17 protein-coding genes and 1 pseudogene are annotated in these 18,114 nt (G+C 53.1%); 9 read left to right on the forward strand and 9 right to left on the reverse strand.

Annotated features, from left to right (window positions below):
* Positions 1 to 166 precede the first annotated feature (166 nt).
* Positions 167 to 391: pseudogene (locus ACR1XY_RS22865) on the forward strand (IS6 family transposase); the annotation flags it as partial.
* 86 nt (positions 392 to 477) lie between these two features.
* On the opposite strand, the gene ACR1XY_RS22870 reads toward ACR1XY_RS22865, so the two are convergent.
* The 8 genes from ACR1XY_RS22870 to ACR1XY_RS22905 all read right to left on the reverse strand — a co-directional run bounded on the left by ACR1XY_RS22870 (position 478) and on the right by ACR1XY_RS22905 (position 8,419).
* Complete coding sequence (locus ACR1XY_RS22870; protein WP_480596834.1) at positions 478 to 1,413, reverse strand: TniQ family protein; 936 nt, start codon at positions 1,411 to 1,413, stop codon at positions 478 to 480.
* Positions 1,413 to 2,276: a TniB family NTP-binding protein gene (locus ACR1XY_RS22875; RefSeq protein WP_480596837.1), complete on the reverse strand. Its 864-nt coding sequence runs from the start codon at positions 2,274 to 2,276 to the stop codon at positions 1,413 to 1,415. The genes ACR1XY_RS22870 and ACR1XY_RS22875 overlap by 1 nt, the downstream gene beginning before the upstream one ends.
* The gene (locus ACR1XY_RS22880; protein ID WP_480596839.1) at positions 2,245 to 3,894 is read right to left on the reverse strand and encodes a transposase; all 1,650 of its coding nucleotides are present in this window, start codon (positions 3,892 to 3,894) and stop codon (positions 2,245 to 2,247) included. Before ACR1XY_RS22880 ends, ACR1XY_RS22875 begins: the two co-directional genes overlap by 32 nt.
* 541 nt (positions 3,895 to 4,435) lie before the next feature.
* Positions 4,436 to 5,362: a DMT family transporter gene (locus tag ACR1XY_RS22885; protein ID WP_480596842.1), complete on the reverse strand. Its 927-nt coding sequence runs from the start codon at positions 5,360 to 5,362 to the stop codon at positions 4,436 to 4,438.
* Positions 5,363 to 5,657: 295 nt separating this feature from the next.
* On the reverse strand, positions 5,658 to 6,380 hold the full coding sequence (locus ACR1XY_RS22890; protein WP_480596844.1) for a PA2778 family cysteine peptidase: 723 nt from the start codon (positions 6,378 to 6,380) through the stop codon (positions 5,658 to 5,660).
* Between the two features lie 131 nt (positions 6,381 to 6,511).
* Positions 6,512 to 6,919 (reverse strand): PA2779 family protein, encoded by a 408-nt coding sequence (locus ACR1XY_RS22895; RefSeq protein WP_480596846.1) that lies wholly within the window; start codon positions 6,917 to 6,919, stop codon positions 6,512 to 6,514.
* A gap of 650 nt (positions 6,920 to 7,569) precedes the next feature.
* Positions 7,570 to 8,013 carry a hypothetical protein gene (locus tag ACR1XY_RS22900; protein WP_480596848.1) on the reverse strand — a complete coding sequence of 148 codons (444 nt, stop codon included), beginning with the start codon at positions 8,011 to 8,013 and terminating at the stop codon, positions 7,570 to 7,572.
* Between the two features lie 37 nt (positions 8,014 to 8,050).
* Positions 8,051 to 8,419: an antibiotic biosynthesis monooxygenase family protein gene (locus ACR1XY_RS22905; protein WP_480596850.1), complete on the reverse strand. Its 369-nt coding sequence runs from the start codon at positions 8,417 to 8,419 to the stop codon at positions 8,051 to 8,053.
* A 103-nt stretch (positions 8,420 to 8,522) separates the two neighbouring features.
* Here ACR1XY_RS22905 and ACR1XY_RS22910 point away from each other — a divergent pair, with 103 nt between their 5' ends.
* From ACR1XY_RS22910 to ACR1XY_RS22940, 7 genes are all read left to right on the forward strand, one after another.
* Positions 8,523 to 8,885 carry a MarR family winged helix-turn-helix transcriptional regulator gene (locus ACR1XY_RS22910; RefSeq protein ID WP_480596852.1) on the forward strand — a complete coding sequence of 121 codons (363 nt, stop codon included), beginning with the start codon at positions 8,523 to 8,525 and terminating at the stop codon, positions 8,883 to 8,885.
* A 394-nt stretch (positions 8,886 to 9,279) separates the two neighbouring features.
* Entirely contained in the window at positions 9,280 to 10,269 is a 990-nt protein-coding gene (locus ACR1XY_RS22915) for a helix-turn-helix transcriptional regulator (RefSeq protein ID WP_480596854.1), read from the forward strand.
* 124 nt (positions 10,270 to 10,393) lie between these two features.
* Positions 10,394 to 11,221, forward strand: a complete 828-nt coding sequence (locus ACR1XY_RS22920; RefSeq protein WP_480596856.1) for an oxidoreductase — start codon at positions 10,394 to 10,396, stop codon at positions 11,219 to 11,221.
* A gap of 47 nt (positions 11,222 to 11,268) precedes the next feature.
* Positions 11,269 to 12,870, forward strand: coding sequence for an aldehyde dehydrogenase family protein (locus tag ACR1XY_RS22925; RefSeq protein ID WP_480596858.1), 1,602 nt, complete (start codon positions 11,269 to 11,271; stop codon positions 12,868 to 12,870).
* Between the two features lie 345 nt (positions 12,871 to 13,215).
* On the forward strand, positions 13,216 to 13,761 hold the full coding sequence (locus ACR1XY_RS22930; RefSeq protein WP_480596860.1) for a TetR/AcrR family transcriptional regulator: 546 nt from the start codon (positions 13,216 to 13,218) through the stop codon (positions 13,759 to 13,761).
* Positions 13,762 to 13,883: 122 nt separating this feature from the next.
* Complete coding sequence (locus ACR1XY_RS22935; protein WP_480596862.1) at positions 13,884 to 14,297, forward strand: ester cyclase; 414 nt, start codon at positions 13,884 to 13,886, stop codon at positions 14,295 to 14,297.
* Positions 14,298 to 14,560: 263 nt separating this feature from the next.
* Complete coding sequence (locus tag ACR1XY_RS22940; RefSeq protein WP_480596865.1) at positions 14,561 to 15,637, forward strand: DUF2652 domain-containing protein; 1,077 nt, start codon at positions 14,561 to 14,563, stop codon at positions 15,635 to 15,637.
* Between the two features lie 328 nt (positions 15,638 to 15,965).
* On the opposite strand, the gene ACR1XY_RS22945 is transcribed toward ACR1XY_RS22940, so the two are convergent.
* The gene (locus ACR1XY_RS22945; protein WP_480596869.1) at positions 15,966 to 16,622 is read right to left on the reverse strand and encodes an exonuclease domain-containing protein; all 657 of its coding nucleotides are present in this window, start codon (positions 16,620 to 16,622) and stop codon (positions 15,966 to 15,968) included.
* A 400-nt stretch (positions 16,623 to 17,022) separates the two neighbouring features.
* On the opposite strand from ACR1XY_RS22945, the gene ACR1XY_RS22950 reads away from it, so the two are divergent.
* Positions 17,023 to 17,991 (forward strand): DUF6635 family protein, encoded by a 969-nt coding sequence (locus ACR1XY_RS22950; RefSeq protein WP_480596867.1) that lies wholly within the window; start codon positions 17,023 to 17,025, stop codon positions 17,989 to 17,991.
* Positions 17,992 to 18,114: the final 123 nt, after the last annotated feature.

Here is an 18,114-nt window from a genome sequence, read left to right on the forward strand (position 1 = left end):
ATGAGGCCGCATACATGTCAGCACCTGGCTACGCGAATTACCAGCCAAAGATTCTTCTTGCCCAAAGGGGGATGTCCATACATGTCGCAAATTTTGAACTGAGATTGACGAGCACTCAGGTTTCGCAGTCTCTTCCTGTCGAATAGTTTTCGAACAGGTTTTAAGTATGATCTCTCTGAAAGGCTGCCACTTTCCCAAGGATGCAGTTCTTTACGCTGTATATTTCTATTTGCGGTACACAGTGTCGTACCGTGATTTGGAAGAGATCATGGCCGAACGCGGCGTGCGGGTGGACCACGCTACTCTCAACAGGTGGGTTGTTAAGTATTCGTCGATGATCGCCGCGAGCGCGCAATCGAAGAAGCGACCAACGCTGAGTTCCTGGCGCATTGTCATTGTGCCCTTAATTACTGGACGCAGATACATGCTGGAACATTTGACCCAATTTTGTGCCCTTAATTCTCGGATATCCACAGGCTAGCGGCGACTTTTTTCGAGGGTGCGATCCGCACATCGGAGCAACTCTGCACGGTCCGCATTCACACCGAGTTGTTCGATTGCTATTTTCGCCGCTGTCAGAAAATCGGGTTTAGTTGTGTTGTCGGATTTTCGTGCCGGAAACCAGGCCTTCTGATTTTTACGATCATCTTTCGCCCGGGTTGGCGAACTGCATGAAAGGTGAACGAGTTGATCCAATAAATTGCGTTGACCAGGGAATGCCATGCGTAGCCTATCCCGTGCTGCAGGATCACGACGCATCGCAATAGATACGGCCACCAATGGTCGCGTCATCAATAGGTGAACAGCAGCGAGCATAGTATACCGGTCATGGCGGGATTTGGAGCAGAGCCCCGCGTGACGAAGCTCTGGCGCAAGTACCCGTACCACCTGCAGCGCCAAGTCCAATTTCCGGCCAACATGCTGACTGCTGCGCCAATACAATTGCTCCAACCAGGCTGCACCCTTTGAAGCTCGGACTTCCAACCGTGCCGGAACTTTAAACTCTGCACCTGGCGCCGTGCCGAGAGGTAACAGGCCAGTACCGCAAGAATTGCAGATCATAGACCAAGCATAGCGCCAGTGCCGCAGGGAAACTCCAGGCACTTTCTGCGTACATGTCGGACAGTACTGAAAGTCTGAACAGGGCACACATTCGACTGGAAACCCTGCGCGACGCTTGAGCAACATGCCCTGTATGTCACTCGACGGCAGATGAGCCAGAGTACCGAACCGATCGATATTTGCGCCTCGCAGATCGTGACTGGTCTCCGGCGGCTTATCACCCGAAAACCCGAGATAGCCAAGCAATTCAGGAACAGAGCAATAGTTGGCAGCAGCAAGTCGGCTGACCCAACTTGATAACAATTCGTCTTGTAGCGGTGGTGGACGCCTCGGCAACGGAGAAGGAGGCACTAAAACGCTGGAACTGGCTGTCTTCGGATGTTCCAGCTGTGCTTAGCCCAGATTGGTTGCCAGGCTTGAACAGCCTCATCCGTGATACGCTCCTCGCCTGTCTCGATAGCGTCTATCGCAAGCGCCTTGACCATCGTGAATACCCGCGACGTAACACCGCCAGTCACACCCAGAATGGTCCGAAGCGAATGCACACTGAGGCTGGATCCGCGCTCCAATTTCATCGCGGCGATCAGCGTCTGGATGAGACGAGAGAACTCGATATCGTCCTCCCAGAGAGGCAAGAAATGCTCGTCCAGTCGTCGGGCCAGTTGTTCGTCGCCGCGAATGGCGTCGACCGCTTCATTCACACCAAAGACGACGAGAGATGCACAGAGATCATTGGCGAGGAACCGCAGCATGTTCAGGAAACGCCGTTGCTCACGATAGCTGCCCGCCAGCAAGTTGTGGACTTCGTCGATCATGATCATCTTCAGGTCCATGTCGCGCAAATGGCTGAGGGCGCGCACCTCCAGTTCGGATACGGTATGCCGGCCCCACATGGGCGCGCCGATCGATGCCAGAATGTGCTGATAAAAGCGCCTCTCATCAGGTGCTGGTGGCGCCTGCAGTAATAGGATCGGTGTTCGGGTGACACCAATATCTGCTTCGTATTGGGTTGGGTACAGGCTTTCCATACGCTTAGCGATCATGGTCTTTCCTATCCCTGAACTGCCGTAAACCATGAGGCCCGGCATCCGGGACTGTTTTGGCATCTCCATGAGGGAAGTGAGCCTGTTGAGAACAATATTTGCACGGTCGAATGCGATCCACCGGTCACTGCGGACTAAATCAAGTCTTTCGTTTGTTTCCATGAATGTCATCTATCGGGTAAGTAGGAAGATCCGGATTACTGGTATCGATCGCGAACATCTCGCGGGATGGATCGCGTTTGGCTTTGTCGTTAGGAAGTCGCGCTTGACGTTCTCCCTCCAGCCGCACTGCCAGGGTTTTCTGCTTGGCCGCGTGCGCGATGCGCCTTTGTTCTTCAATAATCTGAAACAGCATCGACTCCGGGATCGTCCCGCCTTGGCGTTCGTGAAATATCGCGCGCGCACGCCGCGACTCCCAAAGCGAAATCCGTGGCCGCGACAGGTTCTTGTAGCGCGCTACTATGGTCCGTCCTTCGTCATTTACAGCCCAAATCTGGGACATATCGCGAGGGTCGTACTTGACAGTAACCTTCCCGACTCCACGACCGATCATTGGACCAAATGCGTCGCTCCAATAGCCGACAGAAAACAGCTTGATCCCGGTTCGAGCGAGACGCCGACGTTCGAAAGGAAGGAAGCTGATGCGAAACGCCTCGGTATCGACAACCTTTCTGCCTACGCCATCACCACCGAGGTCTGACCAAACCGCCAGCGGTGCTCGCCCCAATCCGCCGTGGCCGGTGTTGTGATAGCGACATATCTCTAAGTGCAGCCAATCCTCGAACTCCTCCAATGTCATTGCCGCATTATCAGAGCTGTCGTAATCCCCCCTGTTCTTGGGGGATGATTGCGTTGTTCCCGGAAGTACATGAACTGCGCCCATGGTTGTCCCTATCAGACGTTCGATATGGCCGCCATAATGCGCGCGACCTGGTGGCCTGTACTCGATTGAGATTCCCCAATCTGCACAGGCCGACTGGAAGGCGTCGCTTCGGAAATCCCGCCCGTTGTCAACATGAACGGCTTGCGGAATCCCAGCAGCAGGCCAATACAACTCCTCCAGTATCTCTGGCGCGCGGATCGACTTCGTTCGCACGCAATGGTGCAGACACAAACCGATGGACAAGACTGACGGTGTATCAAAACTCACATGTACGCCCAGAACAACGCGGGTCGCGACATCGATGGCGAGAGTCAACCAGGGTCGCCCCAAAGGTTTACGCTCGAATTGATCGACAAGAATGATGTCAGCCAGAGTGTGATCGATTTGGACAACGTCTAAAGGGCGCTCCACATCCAAGGCCCCTACCCTCGGCTCGAAAACTTGCCTCGCCGCCTTTGCGCCTTTCCGTTTCCGCATCACCTCGCGTTGATCCATAGCGTCGACACGCGACTTGATCGTACGCCGAGTGGGAAGACGATAGCCTCTCGCTGCGCACTCCGCCCGGATCTCGCTGACGATCCTCAGAAAGCTTGGGGGTTCTGGAACGAGATAGTGTTGACGTAGAACGCGCTCGATAGTGTTTTCTACATCTGGCTCCAGGCGACGTGAGCCATGCTTCGGACCGCGTCGTTTAGGGAGTAAGGAGCTCGCGCGCCCATCATTAATCTTAAGACGGCGGTAAAAATCCCAAGCGGTGCTTCTCGAAACGCCCATAATCTTGGCCGCTTCCAACAGTAGCGGTCCTATATCTTGCCCTGACTCCTCAAGTTCCAGTATTGGACGCAACGCATTGGCCCGTTCAACTGCGAGCGCTCTTTCTTCTGGGTTCTCTACTTCATTAGACAAGATCATCCCCACGCGACTTATCCACAGGACAATCCGTCCGGGAATTAAGGGTACAGTCCGGTAATTAATGATACAGTCCAGAAATTAAAGGCACAATCAAGCACTGATTTTGCTCAACTTTTTTAAGCCAGCGTCCAGCAATTAAAGGCACAGTGACAGCTGTGCTCTTCTGGCCATTTGAGGTCATTGGTAACAGTCATCAATCACACTTTGCAAAATAGCATCCCATCCAGCCTAGTTCAGATTACAGACCGGGGTGGCTACAATAATACACCATCCAAAAATTGCGCCAAGCCGCAGTGATGCCGGGTAGTCAGCCCCAACACCTGCCAATTCGCGCGGTACTGCCTTTACGCCGGTCGATGGCTTCGTGAGCATCGTCGATAGGGGTAGACGTGTGAAGCACAGGTATAAGCAATGGAAAACTGGTTTGTCAGACTGATTGTCGTCTGTGGCGGATCGCGCAGTACAGCAAGATACTTCAATTCCGACAGCGCTAGCCAAATCGATGCTGAACCTATGGTCTTTGGCAACACCTGCATCAATGGGGCGGATGGTCCGCAGGGGTTGGTCGAAGGTGCAGCCGCGTTGCAATCAGAACTCCAGCGATAATCAGCACACCACCAACGCCTTGATAGAGCTGAAGGTGCATGCCCTTTAGAGTCACGGCTTCGATCGCAACGAAAATCGGCACAAGATATGCAAACAAGGAAGCCGTCGACGCGCCAACTTCACTTGTGCCAAAATTTAGCAAGTGGAGGTAGATGGCGCCCATTCCAACTCCAATGAACAGGATTGAGCCCCAGACCTGCCAAGAATAGGCGAATAACCGAGATGTACCTGCTTCAACGAACAAAACAAACGGCAGCAAAACCGTGATGCCAATGACGAAAATCACGAACAGGCCCTCGTCGGGCTTAGGTTTCATATTCCATTTCTTAAGAAGCACTAAGTAAAGCCCACGGCAGGCGTTGGAGGCAATCATCAGCAGGAAGGCAAGATGCGGGTTGAAATTGACCAGATTTTCCAAATCACCGCGAAATGCAAAAATTAGCGCTCCTACCAGTGCAATTGCGACACCCAGGTATTGGACAGGTTGCAGTCGTTCGTTAAGCAGCAGTGTAGAAAACAAGATCGTCAGCAAAGGTACACTGGTGTATCCGGCACCAAGATCTATCAGGTCATTGGATCGGAGTGCTGAATAGACAAACCAGGGCGTAGCCACCACTCCTATGCAGGCAAGGACTGTGATACGGAGCCAACTGCCCTTGAAATGCTGGAACGGGTTGCCCCGTCCCCTCAAAACAAGTGGCAGCACAAATACTGCTGCAATCAAGCAACGCCAAAAAGTCAGTACAACCGGATGAACTTCATTGACTGCCAAATTTCCGAACAAAAAGTTCCCGGCACTGATCAGCATTGCAAGCAACAAAGCCCCGTAGGCCAGCGCAGGTTTATTCACCTTCATGATTGCACCAGAGCATGACTGGCTTGTCAAAAAAAGCGTCAATTGTTGTCGGGCTTATCGGCCCTTTTCGGACATTCACCCCATAGTCTCCATGCTGCGGCGAGGTCCGTTGAACCTGCCGTTCGTTGAGAGCACAAAATCAAAGGCTGGCTGAACGCACACAATGCGGATGAAGCTGCCGTTTGAGCTATTCCACCTAGTGCCTTAGCAATGGGGATTTGGCTAAGGCCAGCAAAACGTTCTTTTGAGCCATGCTATTTGGCGTCGCTTCTAGAGAAAAAAGCCAAAAAAATTATCAATCCGAACCTGTGGCAGACTCCGATAGTTCCTGGACAACAAGCCTCAGATTGTGGTGAATTTCTGGCGGAGAAGGGTTAATTCTAGCGGCACGTTCAAACTCTTTCTTTGCGCCTTCTAGGTCGCCTTCCTGGTACCGTGTATTGCCAAGCCCGTATGCCCATATCCAATTGTCGGGCCAACGGGAACTACCATTTATATAAACCTTAGCGGCGGCGTGGGTGTGTCCTAGCTGTTCCAGTGCTGCCGCCGCCCGCACTATCTCCCATTGATTTTTTGTTGTCGGCAATTGGTCGGGAGGTAAAGCGACCATCGCCCAGTAATCCCCCCGCCGCCATGTTCGCATAAACAGCCGAAGATCCATCGTCATTCTCTCATGCTCACCTGAGTGAAGGGTGATCTTGTCGCTATTCAAGTCATAACCAACAACGACCGCATAGTGCCATCGAGGCGCCCATCTCAAGCCAAGGTTCTGAAAAATGATAACAGGGTTTCCTGCAGCAACTTCGTCAAGCACCTCTTCTACAGTTGATAATCTAACTGCTAGCATTGCATGTCGACGGGCGGCCCCGACCATGTCGGCGAGATAAGTTCCTTTCGCCCCAGGGGTAAAGGATTGAGCCGCCACCTCGTCTTGAGTGACGTCCAGCCCCGACCACTGAAACACCATCGCAAGCGACGCAGGTCCACAGTAGAACTCGTTTTGTTCAATAAGTGGCACGCCCTTAACTTCGGCTCGAAACGGGACGTCAACCTGCGACGGTATTTGCTTCTGCGTGTGCGCGCATGCGACCAGTAAAGCTGGCAGGAAGCCTATGAGCCAACCTCGAAATCGAAGAGGGCGAAAACAGCTCAGCGGCCAGCACACCGGGTAAAGGGGAACACTTTCGTCAGACACAAGAGATCCGTCACAAGCAATATGATAAACACTGTTAGTAACGCGCCAACAATACCATTGCCCCCAGCCGTGTCGTGATCCATTTGGTGCAAAACTGACGCAATTTCTTCATTCGATAGTGCCTTAAGACGCGTTTCCGCTTCTTTGGGATCGACTCCTCTTGCGACAAGCTCGTCACGAATTTCTTTTCTTTTGAGTTCACTCAACAAAAAATCGCGGTCGGCATGTGTTTCGTATCTAGAGATCACCTCGTTGGTACTGAGCATTTCTGCCTGCGCCATTGTGCTAAGCTGCGTTGCCAGCAGCATTTGCGCAGCTATGAAGCTCACTATGCTGCTTCGCACTATTCGTTGAAAACCCATCCCTTGCCGTTCTCCTCGTCTCGATGTCGTTTGTGTCAGCGCCGTAAGTAAATACTCCAAAGACCATTGTTTAATAGCAGGCAACTGAATGCAACATTGAAGAAACTTTTAAAGACCTGAAGCATGTAAGTAAGGGTATCATCAGTGGCAACAACGCAAGATTGACGGGTCCACTTTGGGCACATACCGGACCTCAGAGGCGGCGCAGAATTGGAACGACCTGAGGTACTTAGAGAGGGAAGAGCGGCCGATTTTGTTGAAAAACTCGAAAAGCCGGGAAGTTTGTTTTTTCCGCGAATTGGCGTTCAACCGAAAAGTCCACCTCCGACTTCGCTGACAGTCGTTGACGCGTCCTCAGGCAGCCGGTGTTAAGTTTGATCCGACCCCTCAGCTGAAAAAACTTAGCGGCTCTGTACGCGCAATTTTTGACTTAAGTTTCTGCAAATTCGAAGTTTTTCAACAGTATCGGCCCATAAGAGACGTTCGGCACTCCGCTGGCATTCTGCGGTCGCAGCCCGCATTCCGGTCATTCGCTGCAAGTGCAAATTTTGGCGCTGCTCGAACTCACACATTGCGGGACATAGCACCAATTCGCAGCGTTTGCTCGAATGTCGGTAATTTTGGCCTCTGCTTGGATTGGCACCACATCTTCAACGCGGCCTTCGAATTTTGCCAGTCAATCGCAAGCCATCACGAATGTTCAGTCCCATCATCGTGATGTTCGCTCCCCCGGCGATCAGCTCAACCACCTGGACCGTGTAAAATGTGCTGTCGAATTCGCCAGCGGCAGCTTTGCCAGCCAGAAACCAGGCGGCTGGTACGAGGATCAGCAAACCATTCAACGCAATGATAGGCATGCGGGCCTTCTTGGCTTTCGTAAGCGCATCCTTGCGTTTCCGGCCCATTACCATGCCCGATCCGCCAGCAATCGCCATTGCCGGTATGAGGATGAACATGCCTTTTAGGATCAATGCCTTGACGGTTGCGACTGTTTCATGGTTCGCAAAGAGTTCGCTGGTGGCCGTTGATGTCCAGAAGAGGAGGATCATCACAAAGCCGATGCCGCCCGCGATGGCGTGAATCTTTGTTTTCATAGCGGTTCACTCAAATTGGCTTTTGGAAAGGATTACGTCAGGCCGTACAGCAATTCGGCACCGCAACCTTCTCGAACAGATGGGGTGCTGTCACAGCGCTTGAGGGATAGTGGCTGAGCTGCTGCTGGAAATCGGGGTTTGAAAACGCGGCGCGAAAATCCGCAACAGACTCCCAGACCGCGTAGTTCATATACATGCTGCTGTCACCAATGGCCTTATGCAGTTGGGTGCTGATGTAACCCGGCTGCTTTTTCATCCATTGGGCATCGCTCTTCCAGGCTTCAACGAGGGCGTCTTGGTCAAGAGGATCGACTGTGAAGAGATTGACGAGAACGACGGGTCCAGCGTCGATGCCCAATTGCCGTTCAATGGGAAACTCAGGATCGAGCGGTTTGAAACTAACCATTTCGGTGCTCCTTGAAAGTAGCTTCATTTTGGTGTCATGTTGTCATATTTAGGAAGCATCAAACACAATGACAACACGCTGTCAAATAAAATGAGGAATCGACATGCCGAATGCGCGAAGGACCGAAGAAGGAGAAGCCTTGACAGCCTTGATACTGGATGTGTTTCGGCTGAACGGTCGATTGCAGCTTGCTGGTGATCGCCTCGTATCAGAACTCGGTCTAACAAGTGCCCGATGGCAGATTCTTGGTGCCATCGCCTATTCTGATCGACCGGAATCCGTTGCCTGGCATGCACGGACGATGGGCGTTCACCGGCAGGGCGTACAACGGATCATCAATGAATTGAGCAAAGAAGGCATGGTGGAGTTTCAGCCGAACCCACACCACAAGCGGGCACACTTGGTTGTCATGACTCGAAAGGGGCGGGAGTTGTACGAAGCAGCGATTGCGAGGCAAATCCCATGAGTGAATGAACTTTCGGAAGGCCTATCGCCAGATGATATTGCGACAGCGCAAAATGTTGTTGGCTGTATCAAGGCACGTCTCGAAGAAGCCTCGATACGAGAGGTTCAGACCCCAAATCAGAGCTGACGCTAATCCAGAGTGCAGCATCAGTTATTCTGGGCTCGGAACCAACCTCTGAGGCAATCCAGCAATAAGTGTGACGAAAATGGTCAACGTAGGGTTCGAGAGGAGCACGATGCTGGGACTTCGCTGTTGCTCTATCATATTGCGCCAAAGGACCATCAGAACATGCCAAAGGCATTCCAGCCTCTGGCGCGGTGGAAATCACATGCAAATATAGGATGCACTAAAATACTCGTTTCAGGAGGCGAAATCGCCAAACCGTCTTTATCCAATGGCCAAATCCATCACACAGTTGGCCAAGTTGTTGAAAGTCTCCCCTGAGCAGGTGTTTCTCCGGGCCGGGCTACCGCGTGATTTCCTGCGCAACGAGGGCAAGGGGGTCACGCCCGCGCAAGTTTTCGATCTGTGGCAGGCAGTTGAAGAAGAAGCCAAACGCCCCGATTTGCCGCTCATCTTGAGCAAACTCTTTGCTCACGCGCCATTTACGCCCGCGATGTTCTCTTTTTCCTGCTCACCCGATTTACGCACCGGCCTTCAACGACTGTCAGTGTTCAAGCCGCTGATGGCACCGATCACTCTGGAGCTCTCCGAGGACAATGATTGTCTGCATGTTGCCATCGGCTCTGTCGATCCCACAATTCCAGTTCCACCGCGAATGGTCTGGTTCGAAGCACTTTACCTGCTGGAGAGCGCCCGTAGCCACACTGCTGAGCATATCGTGCCAGCACACGTGAAGCTTCCAGTCATTGAACATCCGGGTGAGGAAGTACTTTTGTATCTGGGACGCCACCCAACGCCCGGCGCAAGCATTTCCCTGCGTCGCGAAGACGCGGACCTCCCCCTGATCACTGAAAACGAGGAAGCCTGGCCGGAATTTGAGAAACAACTTCGCCGCAAGATGGAGATACATGAAACAGACACGCCCATCGTGATGCGCGCCAAGCGGGTCCTACATGACATGTTGCCTTCGGGTGAGGCAAATATTGAGGCAATGTGCAAAAGGATGGCCATGTCCAAGCGCACGTTGCAACGTCAACTGAAGGAGCAAGGCGAGACCTTCCAAACTCTGCTGGAATCAACCCGTTTGGAACTGGCGATGCACTATCTGAGTGAGGAGGGGCTGAACGTCGAGGAGATCTCCTATTTGCTGGCATACCGCGAGCCGAACTCATTCTATCGCGCGTTCCAAGTCTGGACAGGCATGACCCCGGCCGAGGCGAGGGATATGTCGGAACTTAATCCGCGCCCGCAACGAAAATGAGCAGCCGCGCAATCGTACGCTCCAATCTGCGTTTGTATCCGGAGATACCGAACGCATCGACTTGGGCCAAACGGTGCAAATGATCCGGAACAAGACAAGCTGTCCAAAACAATTGGAGTAAATAATGGCAAACACACAGCAAGTTGCGCTCGTTACTGGTGCATCGTCGGGCATGGGTAAAGTGATCGCTCAGCAACTGATCAAGGATGGATTGACTGTCGTCGTCGCCGCCCGACGGGTGGAAAAAATGGAAGATCTGAAAGCGCTCGGCGCGCATCCTGTTGCCATGGATGTCTCGGATGAGGCCAGTCGCAAATCCGCTGTCGCTGAAATCACCAACAAGTTCGGCGGCGCGGATGTGCTGGTGAATAATGCCGGATTTGGACTTTATGGTGCGGTCGAGGACGTACCGATCGACGAAGCACGTTATCAGATGGACGTGAACCTGTTCGGTGCTGCCGCGTTGATACAGGAACTGCTTCCCTACATGCGCGAGAAACGTGCAGGCAAGATCATCAACATAACGTCGATGGGTGGCAAGATCTATACCCCCTTGGGTGCTTGGTATCATGCCTCGAAACACGCTCTCGAAGGTTTGTCTGACTGCCTGCGCCTTGAGCTGAAACAGTTTGGTATTGACGTGGTTGTGGTCCAACCCGGCATCATTCAGACCTCTTTCGGAAATGTTGTCGAAGGCCCGATGCTGAAGTTTTCGGGCAATACGGCCTATGGACCGATGGCCAAAACCGTCGCCAAGGCAACTGCCGAAAACTACAAGGATGGCGGCGGCTCGTCCCCACAGGTGATTGCCGATGTTGTGTCCCGGGCGGTGAAGGCCCGCAGACCCAAGACCCGCTACGCCGCCGGAAAATACGCAAGCTTGATGATGGGTGTCCGCAAATGGTTGGGCGACCGTGCTTTTGACCGCATGGTCATGTCGATCGCTCGCTGACCCTGCTTTTCCCAACTCGCTCCGACCGAACACTTAAGGACAGTCAGATGAAAACCGATGACGCCATTGCTCACCTGAACCCACAGAAATGGGCCGCTACCTCCCCCGCCGAGCGGTTAGCCCTACTGGAAGCTGTGCGCGAAAACCTAAAGAAATTTGGTGGTGAACTCGCCGCCTCGGACACGGCCATGAAGAATGGTCAGATGGGCGAAGAGATTTATACTGACCCATTGTCAAAGATCGCCACGATTGTTCCGATGGCCAATACCGTTTCTGCTGCCATCGACGTTTATGAAGGTATCGTGCATGGAAAGATGCCTGAGCCGATCAGCATCACCAAAGTTGGCGATGATCGCTATGATATCGCGGTCTTCCCGATCGACACCAAGGACAAGCTGATGAACGGCGACCGGAAGGATGTCATTCGGGTCAAGGGCGAACCGAAGCAAGTGAATCCGATGGACAAACCTGCCGGTATCACCGCCGTATTGGGAGCAGGGAACTATTCGTCGTCTTTGGAGATGCTCAAGGCAATCTTCTTTGACAACAAGGTCGTGGTGCACAAACCACACCACCTGAATGCCGAAAGCGATAAGGTTTGGGAAAAGGTCATGGCCCCGCTGATCGATCATCAGGCCCTGGCTTTCGCCGATCACGACCAGGGGCGTGTGCTGACGACCGATACCAGGATCGACAAGATCTACTTCACGGGTGGTGCCGGAACCGCCAAAGCGATCCAAAGTGCCACCCAGGCCGAATTGATCTCCGAATGCGGAGGCAACAACCCGGTGATTATCGTGCCGGGCGACCGCCCGTGGACCGACAAGGAAATCGCTCACCAGGCACACCAGATCGTCACGATAAACAAGCTCAACGGTGGTGCAGTCTGCGGTCGAGTTCAAACATTGGTAACCTCGAAACACTGGGCCCAGCGGGATCAGTTTCTGGATGCCATTCGCAAGGCGATCGTCGAAGACACGCCCGCCGAGGGCACCTATTATCCGGGGGCTGGCGAGGTGAAAGACGGGTTCCTCACCGCCTATCCGGAAGCTGAGCGGTTGTCACCGGAGGGCGGTCAGTTCAAGGCGGCTGAAAACCTGCTGATCACCGGGATCGAAGAAGATAGCTATGGCACACGCAACGAGGCTTTCTGCCAGATCATTGGTGAAGTGCCGTTGGACGTGCCTGCCAACGCTGCCGAATTCCTGCCCGCTGCAGTTGCCTTCTGCAATGAAAAGCTGCTTGGCACCTTGGGTAGCGCAATCCTGATCGACGAAGACACTAAGAAGACGCATCAGGCTGCTCTGGACCGAGCGGTGACTGAAATGGAGTACGGCGCAATTGCCGTAAACGCCATGCCGCCTTTCATCTTCCTTTCGCCCTGGCTGACATGGGGCGGCAACGAAGAAGGCAAAGAGCTCGTCTCAGGAGTCGGCAACTTCGGCAACGCCATGTGCTTCGAGAATGTCGAGAAATCTATCTTGACTGCTGGCTTCATGTCGCCCGGTCACATGATAAAAACCAACAAAGGTGCCTTTGACACGCTGGCTACGGAATTAGCCAATTATGCGGTTGAGCCATCCTGGCGAAACCTAACATGCCTGATGGGTGGTGCTATCATGGGCGGTTTCCGTCGGAAGGATTTCTGAGGCCAGTAACCCGGAACCACGGTGCGTTATACGTGATGACCCTACTGCCATCTTGACGGTAGGGTTTGAGGTTGTGGGCGTTTTTTCAACATACTGAATTGGGCGGTTTTGCGCCTCTCGCGACCATTGGGGGCAGGCAGTTTTCTCCATGATCGTGTAGTCCAAACTGGCCCGCTGCGCTGACAAGATACAGTTGCGCGACCGGCCACCCGCAGCAATTCACGAAGATTCTACCCTACGACACGGTTTTGCCCAGAACTTGCTCTGGCGGCAAGTGTTGTGATTTTTAAATGATCATTTTAGTATTTTCCGATGGGTAGGCCAAGATCATATTCACGCGAAGCCGTGGTTGAAAAAGCCATGGGTGTTTTTTGGCAAAACGGCTACAAGGCTACGTCAATAAGTGATGTCGTCCGCGAAACCGGGCTTAACACGGCCAGTATGTACAAGGAGTTTGGGGACAAGGAGGGATTGTTCTCGGCAGCTCTGGATCATTATCGCGATCATGTTATCGGGCCGCGCTACCGTATTCTGATCGACAACCCGAACTTAGAGGGTGTCGAAATGTTTCTCCGAAACGTTTTTTTGGGAGCCGCCAAGTCGGAATACAAGGGCTGCCTGATGATGAACCACCTTGCGCAGAAACATGTGATAAGTCCTGAGGCCGCCGAACAGGTGGGCGCGTTCTGTGCAGAGGTGGAATCGCTGGTTGAAGCCGCTTTTCGTAGTGCCCAGGCGGATGGAGACATCGGGCCGGACAAGGACACGGCGCAGCTTGCAAGCTTTGTGGTTTTTTGCGTCCACGGGACTGTTTTGTATGGGCGGCACGACGAGAAAAAGCACGTAATACCAAATTTTTACGACATGATTATGAAGGAAATACGTGGGTGAGGCCGATCACTCAATTTTTTAAAATTGTTTTTTTAAAATAAATGTTCTAAAACTAACCTATCCAAACAGAACTGACGGCGACGAAGCGCTGGACGTAAGGAAACAGGGATAGGAGAAACACGATGAGTATTTCCGAAACGGCCATGGCCTTCTTTGATGCGTGCGAAACAGGCAAGGGCTGGGACGTCTGCAAGACATACTGTCAGGACGGTGCTGCCTTTACATGCGAAGCCGACGCATTGGCCGACATCTCGACAATTGAGGGTTATACAGCCTGGACGGCCGGAATTTTGACCCCAATCCCCGATGGCAAATACACCATCACCTCTTTCTCCACGGATCACGAACGGAACATCGTAACCGCTACGGCAGTATTTAGTGGTAAGCAAACCGGTGAGGGTGGACCGGTTCCTGCCACCGGCAAGGAAATTGCAACCAACTATGCCTACGTTATGGAATTTGAAGGCGGTAAGATCGCCCGAATGACCAAGATCTGGAACGACGGGCACTCTCTAAAACAACTCGGATGGGCGTAGGGCCATCGCTTTAGTGGCGCCGCCTTTTAGGGGCAGTGATGCGTGAATTGGTGACCACTTCGGCCTTTCGCTTGCTACTAAGCCTCTGAGCTCCCAGCCTACGGTTCATGACGACCGTCTATGGCGAGTTTCAGCCCGAAGTGGTTTTGAGCCCTGTTTGAAACGCAAGCATTCCACAGATCTGGCGTCAATTGACCTTGAGGGTTAATCGCCAGTGCAACAGAAAAAGTAATCCCGCCAAACACTCTTTTGGGGAGGGCGCCATGTCAACTCAAACTGGATATCTATTGATCGCCGATATATCCGGATACACCCAATTTCTGACATCGTCAGAAATGGATCACGCCAATCCGATTTTGCAATCTTTGCTGGGAGTGTTGATCGAACAAGTGGGTGATCCGCTCAATTTCTGGAAAACCGAAGGCGATGCGGTTCTGGCATATTCAACACGGCAGGATTTCCCCTCCGGCGAGACCTTCCTGACCATCTGCGAAAACCTCTACAACGCATTTGCACTTCGTCGGCAGGACATAATTGCCAACACAACCTGTACCTGCAACGCGTGTGCCAATGTCGGAGGACTGGATTTGAAGGTTATCGCCCATCATGGTCGGTTCGAAGAAATGCAACTTGGCCCGGTGAAGGACTTTTCCGGCGCCGACGTTATTCTGGTCCACCGAATGGCCAAGACGAATGTTGTTGAAGCCACCGGTGTGCGCAGTTATGCGCTGTTCAGCGAGGACGCTGCAAACGCCATGGATATCAAAGGCATAGTGGAACCATTTTCACAGGAAATCGAGCATTTTGGCGAGGTTTCGATGTCAGTCTACGATTTGGCTAAATCATGGGAACGTTTACGTGCAAACCGTGAGTGTCATTTCCTGACCGAGGAAGACGGAGTTTGGACATTCCGCCATCATTTCGATGCGCCAATCGCGGTCGTCTGGGAAGCGTTGGTCGCGCCGGAGCTAAAGCTGAAATGGATGAACCGAGTGCAGGAAATCAAGGTCGACAGCCCACAAGGGCGTCTCGGCAACGGGTCAGGTTATCATTGCTCCCACGAATTGGCGGACTTTTTCTACCGCATTACTGATTGGGAACCGTTCGACTATTTCTCGACCTGCATCCAGGACCCGGCGCGCACTGGGGTGAGCTTGCCCGAGACATATCAGCTGACGCAAACGAACACTGGCACCGACTTGCGATACACAATGGGTCAAGCGACGGATGCCGAGGGCAATAGATCGGAAACCTCAGAACAGGAGGTTTCAGCGTTTCTGGCAGAATTCTGGGCCACATCGTTCTCTGAGTTGGACGCACAACTCAACGCCTCGAAGTAAGAGTGCTTTGCTGAGTAGCTTACATTGCGCTGGTAACCGCGAATTGCCGCTTACCATGTGTACGATGTCTGACGTCATCGCCCACCGGACCCCGGAGCAACAGCAGCAAATTCCCATACCTTGTTTTTCAAGATTTAGCCAATGGTCCCACCCGTCACATACTCAAAGCCCCCTGCCCCGCTACTAACTAACCACATAGACAGCTCATTCCCAAAATTCGAGCAAAGCAGAATTTGGGATGACTGCTTCCGCGGGGCCAGACTTCTTACACTGCACAACATTGCACGGTTAGTTTGTCGTTCAGCAGGATCTTATAGACCTTGACCGCTTATCTCTTTGATGGGTTTCCGAATTGGAAGTTCAACTGGCGGTTCGTCCTGAGATAAGACAACGGCGTCCCTAAAGTCTCCTCTGCTTTCAGGATCACAGAAGCTGAAGCACGAGCGTCTTCACCAGCATCATGGTGATGAAACTCAAGGCCGAGATGCTTCTTAAGATTTGCCAACCCGTGCCCACCGGCGCCCTTCAACGATGGCCATGCTCGACGGGCAATCGACACGCTATTAGTCCAATGCGACGAGATCATTGGCAGGCCATACCGGGCACAAGCAGCCGTCATCGCCTTTTCATCGAACGTACTGTGCTGCACAAGGTTGTGGGTATTCAGGACTTCAAACAAGGACGCGTAGACCATTGGGAAAGTTTCAGCCCCAATCACGGTTTCAGCGGAAATCCCGTGAAGTTCAGTATTGAAATTCTCAAATGGTCCCTCGGGGTCAATTAGGACAGAGTAAGTTTGCATAGAACCAGTCTCGCTAACAAAACAAAGCCCGATCTGGCATATGCTACTGATAGATCTGCCCGCCGTTTCGACGTCCAACGCTATGAATCGAAAAGGCCCTGCAGGCGGCGTACTAAGATGCCCATATCTGTTCAATGTGTCCACCGTTTGGGCGTGTTGCGCCGGTCGAATTTCATCAGCCATCGCTACACGGGTCGACAACTGAGCATCCTAGTTCTTGCGGGCCAAATGAATATTGGCAAGTCATTCTCGTCCTCAAGTAGTGCAGCCTGCCTATAGGACGCTTCGCTCAACGGCCCTTTACCGACATTCGGCTTTTTTCAGATGTTACTAGTCGACTTCCCGAAAGTCGCCATTCGTGCACACAGCAGCATTTCGATTTGCTGAGTGACAGCAATGCCTGAAAAGTGCTGTTCGAAGTAAAAGCACAAACGGACTGGTGAACAAAAAGCCTCGTCAACCCTCTTACAACAATGCTCACTTGATGAGATATGAAGAGAGTAGTTAAGCGGCTAGCATGCCGAGCCGTGAAACAGGATAAAACGTTTCTTGCACAACAAGACAGGGATCGCGGGTCACCGCCATGAGGTCGCTATCGAACCCCACCGTGGAAGTCGATAATGTTGTCCGTCCGAAAGTCCGTGAATACTTTACGGACCGGCGGGCTGAGGTGGATGTGTTTGTGGCAAGGCATTTCACCTGGCCCGGAACACTTCTCCTTCACCGATCGGCACTCGGTTGGGACATTTTGCGCGCCCCGATGAATCTGGTGCTGTCGCCGATCCTGGTGCTGACGCGGATCGCGGCATACCTTTGCCTCTGTACACAGTGGCGTGGTGCCTCGGACTGGCTGGCCTCACGGCGTATCCTGTTGCGCACCACTGTGGCGCGCAGGGTCGAGGCCTGCGTCGTGACCGATCTTCTCCAGCTGTCGTTGGCGCAGGGGGCTGAGGCTCATAGTCCGGACGCGCTTTCGCGAGCCATCCTTGCCGCACCGAAGTTTCGCGAAATGATCAGGCAACGAGAGAGTGCGGCAGATGCAGAGACCCTCGGCCATCGAATGGCGGGCGCGATTTCCGAGTATGCGGCAACTCGGTCTGCCGTTGCCGAGATGACTACCGTGCTCTGTGCGCTTGTTGTTGGTGCACTAGTCTTTCAGGCGCCAACACCGGGCATGATCTCGATGGCGCCGGGCGTTGCAGATGCTATGGCAAGCAACAATGCCATCACGGAGTTTCCGCTGGGTCAGACAATTGGCGGGATTTGGTACGGTTTTTTCCCGACGGGCGCATCGCCCTGGCTTATCACCGTCACCATGGCAGGGCTTATCATGATCGGATCGGTTTTCGCCGCGTTCGCAGGCGTGTTTGCCGACCCTGTTCAAAGTCGCCTTGGCATTCACCGCCGCCGCCTTCTTCGCTTGATCGATACACTCGAGGTGGAACTTACTGGCCTAGGACAGAGCCCCTTCGTCGCGCGTGAGCATTTCTACGCCCGGCTTTTGGACCTTTGGGATGCTGGTGCCGGCGTACTCCGCATCTTCCGGAACTGACGCGCAGACTTGGAGGCGAGGCTCGGCCCATTCCGGATGAGGTGGGTGGCTCCTGCTCCACCGGCATCGAATGTGCCAAAGTGCAGTTGTCATCGACTGCTAGGAAAGGAGCCACCCAATGAC

Source organism: Ruegeria sp. AD11(2025) (assembly GCF_056542405.1).